Source organism: uncultured Novosphingobium sp. (assembly GCF_964277725.1).
In the GTDB taxonomy this organism is placed as follows: domain Bacteria; phylum Pseudomonadota; class Alphaproteobacteria; order Sphingomonadales; family Sphingomonadaceae; genus Novosphingobium; species Novosphingobium fluoreni.
On record NZ_CAXYKL010000090.1, the window covers coordinates 1 to 16,357 of the forward strand.

General features: G+C 62.7%; 15 protein-coding genes and 1 pseudogene. 15 read left to right on the forward strand and 1 reads right to left on the reverse strand.

Going from position 1 to position 16,357, the window contains the following annotated elements; translation table 11 throughout:
* The 12 genes from ACHWRX_RS05150 to ACHWRX_RS05205 form a co-directional block, all read left to right on the forward strand.
* Nucleotides 1-157, forward strand: a 157-nt coding sequence (locus ACHWRX_RS05150) for a hypothetical protein (RefSeq protein WP_394658355.1), incomplete at its 5' end; no start/stop codon positions are given.
* Nucleotides 154-1,200 carry an NADH-quinone oxidoreductase subunit NuoH gene (gene nuoH / locus ACHWRX_RS05155; RefSeq protein WP_058737859.1) on the forward strand — a complete coding sequence of 349 codons (1,047 nt, stop codon included), beginning with the start codon at nucleotides 154-156 and terminating at the stop codon, nucleotides 1,198-1,200. The genes ACHWRX_RS05150 and nuoH, both read left to right, overlap by 4 nt.
* A complete protein-coding gene (gene nuoI, locus ACHWRX_RS05160) occupies nucleotides 1,197-1,682 on the forward strand; it encodes an NADH-quinone oxidoreductase subunit NuoI (protein ID WP_058737860.1) in 486 nt (161 codons plus the stop codon). The genes nuoH and nuoI overlap by 4 nt, the downstream gene beginning before the upstream one ends.
* Before the next feature lie 13 nt (nucleotides 1,683-1,695).
* A complete protein-coding gene (locus ACHWRX_RS05165; protein ID WP_394658346.1) occupies nucleotides 1,696-2,313 on the forward strand; it encodes an NADH-quinone oxidoreductase subunit J in 618 nt (205 codons plus the stop codon).
* On the forward strand, nucleotides 2,310-2,615 hold the full coding sequence (nuoK, locus tag ACHWRX_RS05170; protein ID WP_058737862.1) for an NADH-quinone oxidoreductase subunit NuoK: 306 nt from the start codon (nucleotides 2,310-2,312) through the stop codon (nucleotides 2,613-2,615). Before ACHWRX_RS05165 ends, nuoK begins: the two co-directional genes overlap by 4 nt.
* Before the next feature lie 4 nt (nucleotides 2,616-2,619).
* Nucleotides 2,620-4,707 (forward strand): NADH-quinone oxidoreductase subunit L, encoded by a 2,088-nt coding sequence (gene nuoL, locus ACHWRX_RS05175; RefSeq protein ID WP_394658347.1) that lies wholly within the window; start codon nucleotides 2,620-2,622, stop codon nucleotides 4,705-4,707.
* 55 nt (nucleotides 4,708-4,762) lie between these two features.
* Nucleotides 4,763-6,301: an NADH-quinone oxidoreductase subunit M gene (locus ACHWRX_RS05180; RefSeq protein WP_394658348.1), complete on the forward strand. Its 1,539-nt coding sequence runs from the start codon at nucleotides 4,763-4,765 to the stop codon at nucleotides 6,299-6,301.
* Nucleotides 6,301-7,764, forward strand: coding sequence for an NADH-quinone oxidoreductase subunit NuoN (gene nuoN / locus ACHWRX_RS05185; protein ID WP_394658349.1), 1,464 nt, complete (start codon nucleotides 6,301-6,303; stop codon nucleotides 7,762-7,764). The genes ACHWRX_RS05180 and nuoN overlap by 1 nt, the downstream gene beginning before the upstream one ends.
* A gap of 13 nt (nucleotides 7,765-7,777) precedes the next feature.
* Nucleotides 7,778-8,497, forward strand: a complete 720-nt coding sequence (locus ACHWRX_RS05190; RefSeq protein WP_394658350.1) for a biotin--[acetyl-CoA-carboxylase] ligase — start codon at nucleotides 7,778-7,780, stop codon at nucleotides 8,495-8,497.
* 15 nt (nucleotides 8,498-8,512) lie between these two features.
* On the forward strand, nucleotides 8,513-9,289 hold the full coding sequence (locus ACHWRX_RS05195) for a type III pantothenate kinase (RefSeq protein ID WP_394658351.1): 777 nt from the start codon (nucleotides 8,513-8,515) through the stop codon (nucleotides 9,287-9,289).
* 80 nt (nucleotides 9,290-9,369) lie between these two features.
* Nucleotides 9,370-10,947 (forward strand): ribonuclease J, encoded by a 1,578-nt coding sequence (locus ACHWRX_RS05200; RefSeq protein WP_394658356.1) that lies wholly within the window; start codon nucleotides 9,370-9,372, stop codon nucleotides 10,945-10,947.
* Nucleotides 10,948-10,959: 12 nt separating this feature from the next.
* Complete coding sequence (locus tag ACHWRX_RS05205) at nucleotides 10,960-11,250, forward strand: DUF1467 family protein (RefSeq protein ID WP_183616412.1); 291 nt, start codon at nucleotides 10,960-10,962, stop codon at nucleotides 11,248-11,250.
* A 130-nt stretch (nucleotides 11,251-11,380) separates the two neighbouring features.
* Here ACHWRX_RS05205 and ACHWRX_RS05210 read toward each other — a convergent pair whose 3' ends face one another.
* Nucleotides 11,381-13,951, reverse strand: a complete 2,571-nt coding sequence (locus ACHWRX_RS05210) for an ATPase (RefSeq protein ID WP_394658352.1) — start codon at nucleotides 13,949-13,951, stop codon at nucleotides 11,381-11,383.
* A 161-nt stretch (nucleotides 13,952-14,112) separates the two neighbouring features.
* On the opposite strand from ACHWRX_RS05210, the gene ACHWRX_RS05215 reads away from it, so the two are divergent.
* The 3 genes and pseudogenes from ACHWRX_RS05215 to ACHWRX_RS05225 form a co-directional block, all read left to right on the forward strand.
* Nucleotides 14,113-14,415 (forward strand): Hpt domain-containing protein, encoded by a 303-nt coding sequence (locus tag ACHWRX_RS05215; RefSeq protein ID WP_394658353.1) that lies wholly within the window; start codon nucleotides 14,113-14,115, stop codon nucleotides 14,413-14,415.
* A gap of 178 nt (nucleotides 14,416-14,593) precedes the next feature.
* The gene (locus ACHWRX_RS05220; RefSeq protein ID WP_394658354.1) at nucleotides 14,594-15,760 is read left to right on the forward strand and encodes a hypothetical protein; all 1,167 of its coding nucleotides are present in this window, start codon (nucleotides 14,594-14,596) and stop codon (nucleotides 15,758-15,760) included.
* Nucleotides 15,761-15,812: 52 nt separating this feature from the next.
* A pseudogene (locus ACHWRX_RS05225) lies at nucleotides 15,813-16,357 on the forward strand (hypothetical protein); the annotation flags it as partial.

Sequence of the window (16,357 nt, forward strand, 5' to 3'; positions counted from 1 at the left end):
TCTGCCGTCAGGTGGTGGTTCCGCCGGCGGTGCCATCGCCGCTTATCCGATCCAGGATTTCTACATGACCAACCCAATCGCGCGTGCGAGCGCCGTGATGCAGCGCTGCTCGGCGGAATTGCTGCACGGTGAGGATCTGGCGGAGGCAGCGGAGTGACCGCTTTCTTCCAATCCCTGGGCATGTCCTTCGAATGGGCATGGGCGATCGCGACGATCTGCGGCATCCTGCTGATCGCGCTGCCGCTGATGCTTGGCGTGGCGATGATCATTTATGCCGATCGCAAGATTTGGGCGGCCATGGCTTTGCGCCGCGGCCCCAACGTGGTCGGTCCGTTCGGCCTGCTTCAATCGTTCGCGGATGGCCTCAAGGTTTTCCTGCAGGAAACGATCATTCCATCGGCGGCCAACAAGGGCATCTTCCTGATCGCGCCGATCGTGACCTTCACGGTGGCGCTGCTGGCCTGGGCGGTGATTCCGTTCAACTCCGGCGCGGTGCTGGCGGACATCAATGTCGGCTTGCTATACGTGCTCGCGATCAGTTCGCTGGGTGTCTATGGCACGGTGATGGCAGGCTGGGCGTCGAACTCGAAGTACCCCTTCTTCTCCGCCATGCGCGCCTCGGCGCAGATGATCAGCTACGAAGTTTCGATCGGCTTCATCCTGATCTGCGTGGTGTTGTGGGCCAACAGCTTCAACCTCAACGACATCGTGCTGGCGCAGAAGGGTGCGGGCCTCGGCTTTGTGAACGGCTTCTGGTTCAACATCCTGCTGTTTCCGATGTGGGTGATGTTCCTGATCTCCGGCATGGCCGAGACCGGTCGCGCGCCGTTCGACCTCACCGAAGCTGAGTCCGAGCTCGTCGCCGGCTTCCAGACCGAATATTCCTCGATGTCGTTCGCACTCTACTGGCTGGGCGAGTACGCCAACGTGCTGCTGATGTGCGCCCTAAACGCCACGCTGTTCTTCGGTGGGTGGCTGCCTCCGTTCGAGATACCGTTCCTTTACTGGATCCCGGGCTTTGTCTGGCTTCTGCTCAAGATCCTGTTCTTCTTCTTCATCTTCTCTTGGGTGAAGGCGACGGTGCCCCGGTACCGCTACGACCAACTTATGCGTCTGGGCTGGAAGGTTTTCTTGCCGGTATCGCTCGGCTTCGTCGTCCTGGTTTCGGGCTGGCTCATGTTTACGAGGTATGGCGCATGAGTGTCGCCCAACTGGTCAAGTCCTTCACGCTCTATGAGTTCGTGAAGGCACATGCTTTGACGCTTAAGTACTTCTTCAAGCCCAAGGCGACCCTGAATTATCCGTTCGAAAAGAACCCGCTGTCACCCCGCTTCCGCGGCGAGCATGCGCTGCGCCGTTATCCCAATGGTGAGGAACGCTGCATCGCTTGCAAGCTGTGCGAGGCAGTCTGCCCGGCACAGGCGATCACCATCGAGGCCGAGCCGCGCGCTGACGGTTCGCGGCGTACGACGCGCTACGACATCGACATGACCAAGTGCATTTTTTGCGGTTTTTGCCAGGAAGCGTGCCCGGTCGACGCGATCGTCGAGGGTCCTAACTTCGAATATTCGGTCGAGACGCGCGAAGAACTGCTGTACGACAAGACGAAGCTGCTGGCGAACGGGGACAAGTGGGAGCGGGCACTCGCCGCGAACCTTGAAGCCGACGCGCCCTACCGCTAGGGGCGCGGCAATCATGATCCACGTTTTTGCCTTTTACCTGTTTGCGGTGCTGACGATCGCCTCCGGCGCGATCACCATTCTCGCGCGCAACCCGGTGCATTCCGTGCTTTGGCTGATCCTGGCGTTCTTCAACGCCGCTGGCCTGATGGTGCTGGTGGGTGCCGAATTCATCGCGATGCTGCTGGTGATCGTCTATGTCGGTGCCGTCGCGGTTCTGTTCCTGTTCGTCGTCATGATGCTGGACATCGACTTTGCCGAACTGCGCGCCGGCTTTATCAAGAACTTTCCGCTGGGTATGTTGATCGCGCTGGTCCTGCTGGCCGAGATCGTGCTAGGCATCGGCGCGTATAAGGCGGGCGCTATGCATCTGGGTACGCCGGACGGCACCGCAATCACCGCGCCAGGTGTCAGCAACATCGCCGCGATCGGTCAGCTGCTTTATGGCCGCTACTTGTTCCTCTTCGAGGCGTCGGGTCTGGTGTTGCTGGTCGCCATGATCGGTGCGATCGTATTAACCCACCGCCAGCGTCCTGACTCACGCGGTCAGAACATTGCACGGCAGAATGCACGCCGCCCGGATGACGCGACGATCAATATGAAGCCCGAGATCGGTAAGGGGATGACGCTGTGATCGGCATCGAACACTATGTCGTCGTCAGTTCGATTCTGTTCGTGCTGGGCGTCCTGGGTATCTTCCTCAACCGGAAGAACATCATCGTTATCCTGATGGCGATTGAACTGATCCTGCTGGCCGTGAACCTCAACCTCGTGGCTTTCAGCGCATTTCTGCATGACTTGACCGGTCAGGTCTTTGCCATGTTCGTGCTGACGGTGGCGGCGGGCGAAGCTGCGGTGGGCCTCGCGATCCTCGTCATCTATTTCCGTAGCCGTGGCACCATTGCCGTCGACGATGCCAACCGGATGAAGGGCTAAGACGTTGCACTCCATCCTCATCATCGTGTTCCTGCCGCTTCTGGCAGCGATCGTCGCAGGCCTTGGTAACAAGCAACTCGGGGCGTTTCCGGCAAAGGTCATCACGACCGGCGCGTTGTTCGTCGCTTGTGGGCTGTCTTGGCCGATCTTCCTTTCTTTCTTGAACGGCAGCGCAGAAGCTGCGGTCGTGCCGGTGCTCAAGTGGGTTCAGTCGGGGACGATGACGTTCGACTGGGCTTTGCGGGTCGATACGCTGACCGCAGTCATGCTGGTCGTGATCACCAGCGTATCCGCACTCGTCCACCTGTATTCATGGGGATACATGGAGGAGGAACCGGATCAGCCGCGCTTCTTCGCGTACCTCTCGCTGTTCACCTTTGCCATGCTGATGCTGGTGACGGCGGACAACCTGGTGCAGATGTTCTTCGGTTGGGAGGGTGTCGGCCTTGCCTCGTACCTGCTGATCGGGTTCTGGTTCCGCAAGCCTTCGGCCAGCGCCGCCGCGATCAAGGCCTTCGTGGTCAACCGCGTCGGTGACCTGGGCTTCATGCTTGGCATATTTGGCACCTACCTTGTCTTCAATACGGTTTCGATCCCCGAGATCTTGAGCGCTGCGCCGGGTATGGCCGGCTCGACTATCGGTTTCCTGGGCTACCGTTTCGATACCTTGACGGTACTTTGTCTGCTGCTGTTCGTCGGTGCGATGGGCAAGTCCGCACAGCTGGGTCTACACACGTGGTTGCCTGACGCGATGGAAGGTCCGACCCCGGTGTCGGCGCTGATCCACGCAGCGACGATGGTGACCGCCGGTGTCTTCATGGTCTGCCGCCTGTCACCGATGTTTGAGGCGGCGCCGACCGCGCTGGGCTTTGTCACCTTTATCGGCGCATCGACCTGCTTCTTTGCCGCAACGATTGGTTGCACCCAGTGGGACATCAAGCGCGTCATCGCGTATTCCACCTGCTCGCAGCTTGGCTACATGTTCTTTGCGGCCGGGGTCGGTGCTTTCGGTGCGTCGATGTTCCACTTGTTCACGCACGCCTTTTTCAAAGCGCTGTTGTTCCTCGGGGCAGGCTCGGTGATTCACGCCATGCACCATGAGCAGGACATGCGGTATTACGGTGGCTTGCGTAAAGAGATTCCGGTCACCTTCTGGGCGATGACCGCAGGCACTCTGGCTATTACCGGGGTCGGTATCGCCGATGTATTCGGTTTTGCGGGTTTCTACTCCAAGGACTCGATCCTCGAGGCTGCCTACGCCGCCAATTCGCAAGTCGGCAGCTACGCTTTCTGGATGGGCATCTTCGCAGCGTTGATGACCAGCTTCTATTCCTGGCGTCTGGTGTTCCTGACTTTCTTCGGCAAACCGCGCTGGGCCGCGTCTGAGCATATCCAGCACGCCATTCATGACGCGCATGGTCATGACGCTCACGATGGTCATGGCCACGGGGCCAAGCATAGCGATGCGCCCGCCCATGAAGACGCTGGACACGACCACCATCACGCTCATGGAGCGGATGCTCATGAAGGGACCGGCGGATATCATCCGCATGAGAGCCCTCTGATCATGCTCATCCCATTGATCCTGCTGTCGATCGGTGCGGTCTTCGCGGGCTTCGTATTCCACCATGCCTTCATTTCGGAAGGTACGGGCGAGTTCTGGAAGGGCAGCCTGGCATTTGCCGAGCACACGATCCACGCGATGCATGGTGTGCCGACCTGGGTGAAGTGGGCGCCGTTCACGGTAATGGCGATCGGTCTGGTGACCGCGTGGTACGGGTATATCAAGAATACCCGCTTCCCCGCTACCGTGGCCGAACAGCTGGGGCCGATCTACGCCTTCGTTTATCGCAAGTGGATGTTCGACGAACTGTATCACTATCTTTTCGTCGTGCCCGCGCTCTGGCTGGGTCGCGTCTTCTGGAAAGTGGGCGATGTCGGCATAATCGACCGCTTTGGGCCGAACGGCGCGGCGTGGGTTGTCGCCAAGGGTTCGCACTACGCACAGAAGGTGCAGTCGGGCTATCTCTACAGCTACGCGCTGGTCATGCTGATCGGTCTTGTCGCCGCTATCACCTGGGTGATCAAGTGACGCGCCGCGCGACCCGAACGGGGAATGATGTGTCTTGTTTGAGAGGGCATAAGTAATGGGGGGCTTTCCGATCCTCTCCCTGATGCTGTTGGTGCCGCTGGCCGGTGCCATCGCCTGCCTCAAGCTGCAGGCGCAGGCAGCGCGGACTGTCGCGCTGGCCGCCACGCTTATCGATCTGGCGCTGGGCATTGCGTTGTGGCTGAACTTCGATGTCGGCGGCGCGCAGTGGCAATTCCAGGAGCGGCATGCCGTTTTCTCAAGCTTTTCCTACGCGCTAGGGATCGATGGGATCGCGTTGTTGCTGATCGTGCTGTCCGTGTTTCTCATGCCGGTTTGCATTGGCGCAAGCTGGACTTCGGTTACCAAGCGCGTCGGCGAGTACATGGCTGCGTTCCTGCTGATGGAAACGCTGATGATAGGCGTGTTCGCATCGCAGGACTTGTTCCTGTTTTACATCATGTTCGAAGCCGGCCTCATCCCGATGTACCTGATCATTGGCGTGTGGGGCGGGGACAACCGGATCTACGCCAGCTACAAGTTCTTTCTCTACACCCTGCTGGGATCGGTGGTGATGCTGGTCGCGATGCTGTGGATGGCGAACACCTCCGGCACCACCGACATTCCGACCCTGATGGCGTACGACTTCAGTCCGCAGGCACAGACGTGGCTGTGGCTGGCATTCTTCGCGAGCTTCGCGGTGAAAATGCCGATGTATCCGGTGCATACCTGGTTGCCGGACGCGCACGTTCAGGCGCCCACGGCCGGATCGATCATCCTGGCCGGTGTGCTGTTGAAAATGGGTGGCTACGGGTTCATCCGCTTTTCTCTGCCGATGTTCCCGGACGCCAGCGCGCAGTTCGCTCCGCTGGTTTTCGCGCTGTCGATGATCGCCGTGGTTGTCACCTCGCTGATCGCGCTAGTCCAACATGATATGAAAAAGCTGATCGCCTACTCTTCGGTCGCCCACATGGCGATCGTGACGCTGGGTCTTTTCGCCTTCAACGTGCAGGGTCTGGAAGGCTCGATGCTGGTCATGCTCAGCCATGGCCTGGTTTCGGGTGCGTTGTTCCTATGCGTGGGCGTGATCTACGATCGCCTGCATACCCGTGAGATCAGCCGCTATGGCGGCCTTGCCATCAACATGCCGCGCTACGCACTGTTCTTTCTGCTCTTCACGATGGGCTCGATCGGGCTGCCGGGCACGTCCGGTTTCGTCGGCGAGTTCCTGAGCCTGGGCGGCATCTACCAGATTTCGACCTGGGTGGCGCTGGTGGGCACCACCGGCATCATCCTGGGCGCTGCCTACATGCTCTATCTTTATCGCCGCGTCGTCTTCGGAGAGCAGAAGAACGCCGACGCGGCCGCCATGCCGGATTTGACCTTGCGCGAATACCTGATGATGATCCCGCTGGGCCTCGCCGTGCTGTGGATGGGTGTTTATCCCGAAAGCTTCATTGCGCCGATGCGTCAGGATATTGCCGCGCTCGACGCACGCCTGGCCCGTGTAAAGCCCGCCTACGACGGCAAGCTGATCGTGGGCAAGGGAGCGCCGCTCGCCCATGAAGAAGCGCATGGTGAGGGAGGGCATAACTGATGGATCTCGCTCACTCGCTGCGCCTGATCGCGCCCGAAACCACGCTCAGCATCGCCAGCCTGATCTTGCTGTTGTTTGCAGCATGGAGCGGCGATAAGGCGTCTCGCGCTTTATCTATAGCTGCCGTCGCTGTGCTGGTCGGCTGCATGTTCCTGGTAGCCCCGGCGCTCTGTTCCGGCGCAATGGGTCCGGACATCATGGCGTTCAACGGCCAGTTCCGCGCCGACGCTTTCGCGGCTTTCGCGAAGCTGCTGATCTACGGCTCGTCTGCCGCGGCGCTGATCATCGCACCGGCTTTCTTTGAGCGAACCGGATCGATGCGCGCTGAGTATCCGGTGCTGATCCTGCTGGCTGCGCTCGGCATGGGCATGATGGCGTCTGCCAGCGACTTGCTGACTTTATACATCGGGCTCGAGCTCAATTCGCTGGCATCATACGTGTTGGCGGCCTTCCTGCGCACGGACGGCCGATCGGCGGAATCCGGCCTCAAATACTTCGTGCTGGGTGCGCTTGCTTCCGGCATCCTCTTGTTCGGTGTCAGCCTGACCTATGGATTTACCGGAACGACGTCGTTCGCCGGCATCAGCGCAGCGTTGCAAGGGGGTATCCCGACGGGCGCGGTATTCGGCATCGTGTTCGTCCTAGCGGGCCTCGCTTTCAAGATTTCCGCCGTGCCATTCCATATGTGGACGCCTGACGTGTATGAAGGTGCGCCAACCCCGGTTACGACTTTCTTCGCCACAGCTTCGAAAGCTGCTGCCCTGGCACTGCTGATGCGGGTGTCGCTGGAGGCTTTCGGGTCGCAGGCCGACGCGTGGCGGCAAATCGTGATGTTCGCGGCGCTTGCCTCGATCGTGGTCGGCGCGCTCGGCGCGATCGGTCAGACCAATATCAAGCGCCTGATGGCCTATTCCTCCATCAACAACGTCGGTTTCGTGCTGATCGGACTTGCGATCGCAACGCCGCAGGGCGCGGCGGCGATGCTGACCTATCTCGTCATCTACGTCGCCATGTCGCTGGGGGGCTTCGTCGCTATCCTGATGCTGCGGGATGAAGAGGGGCGGCCTTTGGAAGCCATCGCCGATCTGGCTGGCCTTTCCCGCACGCGTCCCGGATTGGCGCTGGCACTGGCCATGATCATGTTCAGCCTTGCCGGTATTCCGCCACTCTTCGGCTTCTGGGGCAAGTTCGTGGTTTTCCAAGCTGCCGTCCAGGCCGGTTACGTTGCCTTGGCCGCGATCGGTATTGCCGCCTCCGTGATCGGTGCGTTCTATTACATCAAGGTCGTGAAGATCATGTATTTCGACGAGCCGGTGGACGCGGTCAAAGGGCGCAGCGATTGGGCCCATGGTGCGCTGCTGGTGATCATGGCCGTCTTCATGTCGCCGCTGGGATATCTGCTGACGAAGTGGCTGGATGGGTTGGCCCAGGCTGCCGCGTCCGCGCTGTTCGTCGCCGCGTAGAGCGCCGCGTCGCTTGATCGAGGTCGTACCCGAAACGGGCTCTACCAATGCGGACCTTCTAGCGCGTCTTGCAGCGGGTGAGGACGTTGTCGAAGGGCATTGGCTGGTAGCGGATCGGCAGGTTGCCGGCCGTGGCCGCCAGGGCCGGGTGTGGAACGATGGGGCCGGTAACTTCATGGGATCGACCGTGATCCGCCTCCGGGCCGGTGATCCGCCTGCGCATACGCTGTCCCTCGTTGCGGGCGTGGCGACATATGCGGCCGTCGAGGCCAGCGCGCCAGAATTGTCGGGTACGTTCTTGAAATGGCCCAACGACTTGCTGGTGCGCGGTGCAAAGCTTGCCGGCATCCTGTTGGAACGCTCTGGCGAGGCCGTGGTGCTGGGGGTGGGCGTTAACCTGGCCAATGCTCCTAAGCTACCCGATCGTCAGACTGTCAGCCTGGCGTCAAAGGGCTTTGCGGTCAGCCGAGACGCCTTTGCCGATCTCCTCGACACGTGCTGGTCGCATGCGCTGCGTTCCTGGAGGAGCGGCGGGTGGGAGGAATTGCGTCAGGACTGGGCGGCGCGCGCGCATCCGATTGGTACGCCGTTGCAGGTCCACGGGCCGGATGGTGAACTGGTGCGGGGTGCCTTTGCGGGGCTTTGCAACGATGGGGCCTTGCAACTGGAGCTTAGCGGCGGCACGAGACGACAGATACATGCGGGCGAAGTTTCTCTCGCGCCGCGTCGCTGATCCAGGACACCCGCCATGCTGCTTGCCATCGATGCCGGCAACACCAACGTTGTTTTCGCCCTTTTCGACGGGCGCGCCATGAAAGGCCGCTGGCGTATCGCCACCGATCCGCGCCGGACCGGTGATCAGTACGCCGTCTGGCTTCTTCAGCTTCTAAAGATCCAGGGTTTTCCGCGCGAGGCGATCAATCGGATCATCATATCCACGGTCGTGCCGCGTGCGCTGCATAACCTGGAAATGCTGGCGCAGAACTATTTCGGGATCGAACCCCTGATCGCCGGACAGGCGGAGGCAGACTACGGGATCGACATCGACGTTGACGAGCCGCGCTCATTGGGGGCGGATCGCGCGGTGAACGCGGTTGCCGCGCACGCCAAGTACGCGGGCGACCTGATCGTCATCGATTTCGGTACGGCGACAACGTTCGACGTGGTGGACTTTAACGGGGCCTACAAAGGCGGCATCATCGCGCCGGGCATCAATCTATCGCTCGACGCGCTGGTCGGCAATACGGCGAAGCTGCCGCGTATCGCGATCGAGGTGCCAAAGGGCACCAGCGTCGTCGGGCGCAACACCGAAGATCAGATGCTGATCGGCGTGTTTTGGGGCTACGTCGCGATGATGGAGGGGCTGATCGCCCGCATCCGCGCCGAAATCGGCCGACCCGCCAAAATCATCGCTACGGGCGGCCTTGCCGTCCTGTTTAACGAGGCCACCGACATCTTTGATGCGGTTGATGCCGATCTGACCCTTGAGGGTCTCGCAATATTGGCGGAGCGTGCCGACAAGTGACTGATGTAAATAGCCCCAAGGCCTACAAGCCGGGCGAGGAATTGCTGTTTCTGGCGCTGGGTGGCTCCGGCGAAATCGGGATGAACGTCAACCTATACGGGTGCCAGGGCAAGTGGCTGATGGTCGACCTGGGCATGACGTTCAGCGGCAACGAATATCCGGGCGTTGACCTGGTATTTGCCGACCTGGATTTTATCGAGCAGCGCCGTGAGGATCTGATCGGCATCGTGCTGACGCACGCGCATGAGGATCACATCGGCGCGGTGCCCTACTTCGCCAAGAAGCTGGGTGTGCCGCTTTACGCCACGCCGTTCACCGCCAGGCTGGTCGCGGCCAAGCTGGAGGAGGAGGGCATCCTCGACCAGATCGAGCTGAACGTCGTGCATGATCTCGACGAGTTCGAGCTGGGGCCGTTCGGGATCAGCTATGTGCCGCTCGCGCACTCGATCGCCGAGGGCAACGCGCTGCTGATCGACACGCCATTCGGGCGCGTGTTCCACACCGGCGACTGGAAGATCGACGAAGAGCCGCAGATCGGCACTCCTGCCACGGCGGAGGAACTGACCGAGATCGGGGACGAGGGCGTGCTGGCGCTGGTTTGCGACTCCACCAATGTCTTCAATCCGGAACCATCCGGGTCCGAGGGTGAGGTCTTGCGTGGGCTGCAGGCCGAAGTTGCGCGGCATAAGGGCAAGCGGGTTCTCGTCACCACCTTTGCATCCAACGTGGCGCGGCTGCAGACGCTGGGCGCGGTGGCGAAGGCGACCGGGCGCGAGCTGTGCGTGGCGGGGCGATCGCTGGATCGCATTATCGAAGCCGGTCAGGCCAGCGGCTATCTGAAGGACCTGCCCACGCCGGTCGATTTTGACACGGCGATGAGCCTGCCGCGCGGCAAGGTGCTGATCGTCGCCACCGGCGGCCAGGGCGAGCCGCGCGCGGCGTTGTCCCGCGTGGCGGAAGGCAATCATCCGCTTTCGCTGGAGGAGGGCGATGTGGTGCTGTTTTCCAGCCGCCAGATCCCCGGTAACGAAATCGCGATCGGTCGAATCCAGAACCGCCTGGCGGAACGCGGCATCGTGCTGATCACCGATCGGCAGAGCCCGATCCACGTCTCGGGACACCCCGGACGGCCCGAATTGGAAACGTTGTATCGCTGGATTCGCCCTGAAATCCTGGTGCCGGTTCACGGCGAAATTCGCCACATGCGCGAGCAGGCGCGGCTCGGCCTGGCGACCGGCGTGCCCAAGGCGGTGTTCCAGCAGAACGGCGATCTTGTGCGGCTTGCCCCGGGCAAACCCGGCAAGATCGACTCGGTTCGTGCGGGCCGTCTGGTGCTGGATGGTGACATGATCGTGCCTGCCGATGGAGACGCGGTGGTGATGCGGCGGCGACTGTCCTCTGCGGGCGTCGTCACCGTGGCGGTGGATGCTCGAGGCGCCGTTCAAGTCGACGCGCTTGGCCTGCCGCTCGATTCCGATCACGAGGCCTTCATCAACGAGACGCGGGGGGACGTGGCGGATGCGCTGGCGGCCGCTCAGAAGGTGCGGGCCGACTTCGGCAAGCGACGGGAAGCGGTGCGGCTCGCAGCGCGCCGGGCAGCTTCACGATGGACGGGCAAGAAGCCGCAGGTGATCGTCATGCTCGCCTCGGATCAGTAAGGAACGCAAGCCATGCAGTGGACGTCGGTCATCGCCATCTATGCCTTGCTATGGGTGCTGGCGGCGTTTCTTGTCATGCCGTTCGGACTACGCACTTCGGATGAGGTTGAGGGGCACACGGTGGAGAAGGGCCACGCAGACAGCGCGCCGGTCAATTTTCGCCCCCGCCGCATCGCCTTTCGCGCCACGATCCTGTCTGCCGTGATGATGTTCGCGTTCTACCTGAACTACGTGAACGGGTGGGTCGATGTTCAGGACCTGAACTTCTATGGTTCCCCGCCCATCAAGAGCATGGGGTACTGACCCAGGGGCGCTACGGCGTATGTCCTCCCCAGGGGTAGTTAGGCTGAAGCTTATTCCTTCGGTAAGCGCCGATGCTACCGATTGGTCATAGGGACAGAGCCTGGCGGGCAAATCGGCCCGCCACGCTGCCTTAGCTCCGCAGGCGCTCAATCCCTTGGGCCAGAGCCACGTAGAGCTTGCCCATGTCCGAAGACAGCAGTGTCACGCCCAAGGCATGGCCTTCGCGGGTCGAGAGGATCTGCCGCAGCAGCGCTTCGAAGTCGTGGATATAGCGGCTGACATGCTCGCGGAAAGCATCGTCTCGCTCGAACAGTTGCTGGATCGCTTTCACTTCGCCGGCATCGAGCAAGGACACGGCCCGGCGGGCAAAGATGCCACGGTCGCCGCGCAGATAGGCCGACCATGCGGTGTCAGCGACATCGCTGGACAGCGCCGTGGCAATGTCGATCGCGTTTGATTTCAGCGAGTCCACGATTAGCGCGGCGTTACGGCTGAAGTCGTTGTCGACCTGCTCCTGCGCGATTTCCCGTGCGAGGGCGACCCGGCTTTCCAAGCCGACCACGGCGTCTTCCATCGCGGTCAGTTGCTCGCGCATCTGCAGCGCCGCCTCGCGGCCAGCGCCAGACGCATGGGCGACGGCCTGCTCCAGCGCACCGGCAGCCTCGGCCGCACGCGGACGCATGACGCGATCGATCGCCTTCGCGCTTTCGTCGCCCAGCTGGTCCGCCAGTTTGCGCACGCGGCTCGCACCCTCTTCCTCGAGGCTGGCGAGCGCAGCCCGGACGGAAGCGGACAATTGCTCAACCGCTGCGCCCAGTTCCTCGCGAGTTCGCAGGCCAACGCGCTCGCTGGTGCGTTCCACGTCTTCCAAGGCGGCGCGCAAGGCCCCGATCTCAGCGTAATGCGTCTCGTTGTGTTCGGAGAGGGCGGACTGGCCGCTGGCGAGTTCGGCCTGCACCGAGAGCACTGCCTCGCGCGTGCCGTCGATCGCCGTATGCAATTCGCCGCTGCGACGAGCGCCCGCGCCGATGTCGTCGATCAGCTGCAACACTTTGTCTCCCAGGCGGGAAAGGCGATCGTCTGCCACCGAGAGCGCCTCGGGCAACACGCCGGAGCTATGCTTGGCGCTGGCCTGGATCAGTTCGAGCAGGCGCACGCTGGCGTCGGTCAACTTCTCGACCTCGCCCTCGGTCGCGGCCAGCGTCGTGCGCGATGCGGTCAGGCGGTCGCTCAACACCGCCAGGCTGCGGGAGATGACACCCTCTGCCTCGGCACCGCTTTGCGCGATAGCCGCCAACCGTTCGCTGTGATCGCTGAGCGATCCGACCAGCGCTTCGCTACGCCAGGCGAGGGCATCGGAGTGGCGTTCGTGTTCGGCCAGTCGCTCCGCCACCGCACCGTCCAGTGCCGCAAGCTGCGACTGGATACGCGTCAGTGCCGCCTGCTCGCCGGCAGAAATCTGCGATTGCAGTTCGCCCGCCCGCGCGCGCAAGCGATCGACGCGTTCTTCCAATGCGGCCAAGGCGGCCTTGTCGGTCGCCGCAAATTGCGTGCGCAATTCCTCGCCGCTGCGCGAGAGTTTGTTCGCACGTTCATCCAGTGATTCAAGGCTGGCGCGCTCGACTTCGGTGATGCGGGCTTCCAGTTCGGCGCGGCGTTCCTCGATGGTGGAGAGGCGGCCGTTCCAGGCTTCGACCGCGCGGCCCTCGCTATCCTGCAAGGCGCGACCGACAACGCCGCTTTCATCGCGCAGGGCGGTCAGGCGGGCGCGCAACGACGTGAGGCTTTCCGCTTCATGATGGTCGAGCGAGGCGCGGGCTTCTTCCACTTCCTGGGCCAGGGCGGCGGCGCGGGTGCGGATCGCCGCCAGCATCTCCACCTCGTCCCGCTCCAGGCTGGTGCGGAATTCGGCACCGCGCTGGGCCAGGGCGTCGAAGCGATGCGACGCCAGTTTTTCGAGATCGTCGCAGACGCGGCGGAAATCATCGACGGCCGCTGTCATCGACTGGCGGACGACGCCAACCTGCGCCTCGCTCGCCGCGCCGACATCGCTGAGCCGCTCAAACCCGGATACCAGATCCTGCAACTGGCTTTGCGCGGTCCGCCCGGCGTTGGCGATATGGTTGGTCACGTCCTTGGCGGAACTGGCGATCACCGGCAATTGGCCGCGCAGGCGATCCATGTTTTCCAGTGCGGTCTTGCTGACGGCCTGGATGGTTTCCAGCCGCCCGCCGTTTTCCACGATGAGCGATTGGAGGCGATCGGCGTTCTGCGTCAGGCGCTCTACCGCCAGCCGTCCCAGCGTCTCCAGGTCACGGGACTGTGCCGCAACGAATTCGCGCGCCAGGCTAAGCTCTCCATTGACGCTGGACAGCCGTGTCTGCAGCAGGGCGCTTTCCCGCGAAAGCAGGGCGGCGGCATCGCCAAAGCGCCCGGCTTCGCGTCGGCTGGTGCGCATGGCCAGTAGCCATACCGCGACGACGAGCAGGACCGGCACCGCCCACTGCATGACCATCGCCGGCACCTGGCTTAGCGGCAGCGTGGCCAGCGCTGCCGATTGCGACCAGAAAAAGAAACCTGTCCACAGCACAATCACTCCGACGGCCCCGGCCATCGGCAGAATGTCAGATCGGGAGGCGGCGACGGGCTCGTCCTCGATCCACGCAGAGGCGTCGATCACATCCGATTCGCTCTCAGGCATGCCCGGTGTGTCCTGAAACGGGGCAGTTTCTGCGCCGTTTTGTTCGGATGCGTTCGCCCCGAAGGCGATTATGCGTGTTTCCCCTGACATCGTCGGAAAATATCACGAAGGGGCCGTCGCGTTAAACCCCGGTTTAGCCCTAGGGCTTACCACGCTTGTGGATGGCGTATGAAGCAGGTGCCCTTGAAGCCACGCTACAGGCTGCGGCAGGCGGTGATGCGGCTCTGTTCGAGGAACTGCGCACGGCGTTCGTGGATAGCGTCGCGCGCCAGGTCGACTTGCTGGAGCGCGCCCGTTGCGATGGCAATTGGACGATCGCGGCGATGCGGTTGAAAGGGTTGGCCGCCTCGTTCCACTCCGAAGCGTTGCTCGAACTGGCCGAGGAGGCCTTGGAAGCCGCTCCCGGAGAGCCGATGGTGGTGCGACGGCTCAAGAGCTACCTGGCGACATTCGCGACCCCTTGAGTACGCAAAAGCAGTTTTCCGGAAGGCCTCTTCGCGTCGCGCTTGGCACTTTCGTCATCAGTGCCTAGGACAGCATCGTCCGGTTGGACGGGAACAGGGCTTCCCGAACGTCAGGATAGATGGAGATATCACTCTGCGCACCGCCCTGCTTGCCATGCTGGACCCCGTGGGAGGCTCGATGGCCTACCCCCGCGCGTTCCTGCGCATCGCCGGGACGACGCTGGCGCAGCATCAACTGGGCATGGCACTTGCCTTGGATTGCCAGCGGGTGATCTGCCTCGCGCGGGGGCCGTCGCCAGAGCTGAACGCCGTCCAGCGCGCGGTAGAGGCGGCGGGCCTGCGCTTCCATATCGTCGCGGGACCGCAGCAGTTGTCCGCCCTTGTCACCGCGACCGACGAACTGATCGTGATCACAGAGGGCGTCTTTGCCGAGCCGGGTGATGTAGCGGAACTTCTGGAAGGTACCCGCCCGGTCGTCCTGGCGCTGCCCGATGACGGAGCGGTGGCCGAAGGGTTCGAACGGCTGGACATCAACCACGCCGCCGCTGGCGTGATGCGTATTCCCGGCTCCCTGGTGGAGCGATTGCATGACCTGCCGGCGGACTGCGATGCGGCATCGGCGTTGACGCGTATCGCGCTGCAATCCGGCGCGCAGATGCAATACGTTCCGGCCGAGGAGCGAACGGCGGCGAACTGGCGCATGGTCCGCTCCGAGGCGGATGCGCTGACGATCGAAACGGACTGGCTGCGATTGCGGCTGGCGGGTGGTCCGGCCGTGACGCTGTCTGATAGACTGGCGCGCGCGGGCGTACTTTCTTTCGGATCCTCGCTGCTGCATGGCGGCAACGCCAGCGGCATGACAGGGCTGGGGGTGATGCTGGCGATGGCTCTGGCCCTGGCGCTGGGTTTTGCCGGGCTGACGGTGCCCGCGTTCGTGGTCATTGCGCTGGGCTGGGTGATGGCGCGCGCGACGGGTTTGCTGCGCAATGCCGAGCGACACGCCCATCGCGTGTTGGCCCCGGCGATCCCGCGCGCCGACGTGCTGGGCTGGGCGGTGGACGTGACGTTGGTGATCGTCGGCGTCGTGGGTGTCACGGCCGTTGAGGACGGTGTGCCGATCCCCCTGGAGTACCGTATCTTCGCCCCCGTGATGCTGATGTTGATGGTACATCTTGCTTCGCGTTTGCTGGCTGGTCGCCTGGCTGCCTGGACGTGTGACCGCGCAGCGCTGGCGCTGCTGCTGGCGGTCGCAGCCGCTTTGGGATACCTGGGCATCGTCATCCGGATCGCCGCCGTCGCTTTGGCGATTGCCGCCGTTCTGCTGCCGCCGCGTCGCTCGGCGTAATGGTTGGCGCTGGATAACCCGGCCTTAACCAGCGTAGGCTTATCGATCACGTATGTTCGATCCCCTCGCGCGCACCAGCAATGGGCTTTCCATCACGGATACCGTGCGCGCAGCGTTGGCTCGCGACGACGCGCTGGCCGATACGATCCAGCCCATTCTGCGCCACCTCATCGCCAGCGATCACGGTCCGCTGTTCGGCGAAGCGATCATCGCCCAGATATTGGGAACGAGCCAGGACTTGTCCCGCCAGCTGCTAAGCCGCCACGCCGGTCGCCCCGTGGCGGGGGAGCCGTTCGTCGAAGAGAGGGTAGGGGCGCTTGGCGATGTCCTGCTGGATGATCCAGCCTTGCTTGCGCACCTCCACGGCCAGGCGCTGGAATGGCATGTCTGTGCGCAACTGCAGGAAGCGCTGGCGTTGGACCCAGTGATATCGCCCTTGTTGCAAGCGTTTGTCGCCAGTCACGATCCCTCGTTGAACGGTGCGGCTCTGAAGGTTCTGGCGGCGCAAACGCGCTGGCGGCAGTCCAGCCGGCGCATGCAGTTGCCCCTGCAAGAGCTTCCCGCAGACCTGCTGCAGGCGGCGCTTGTCGCGACGCG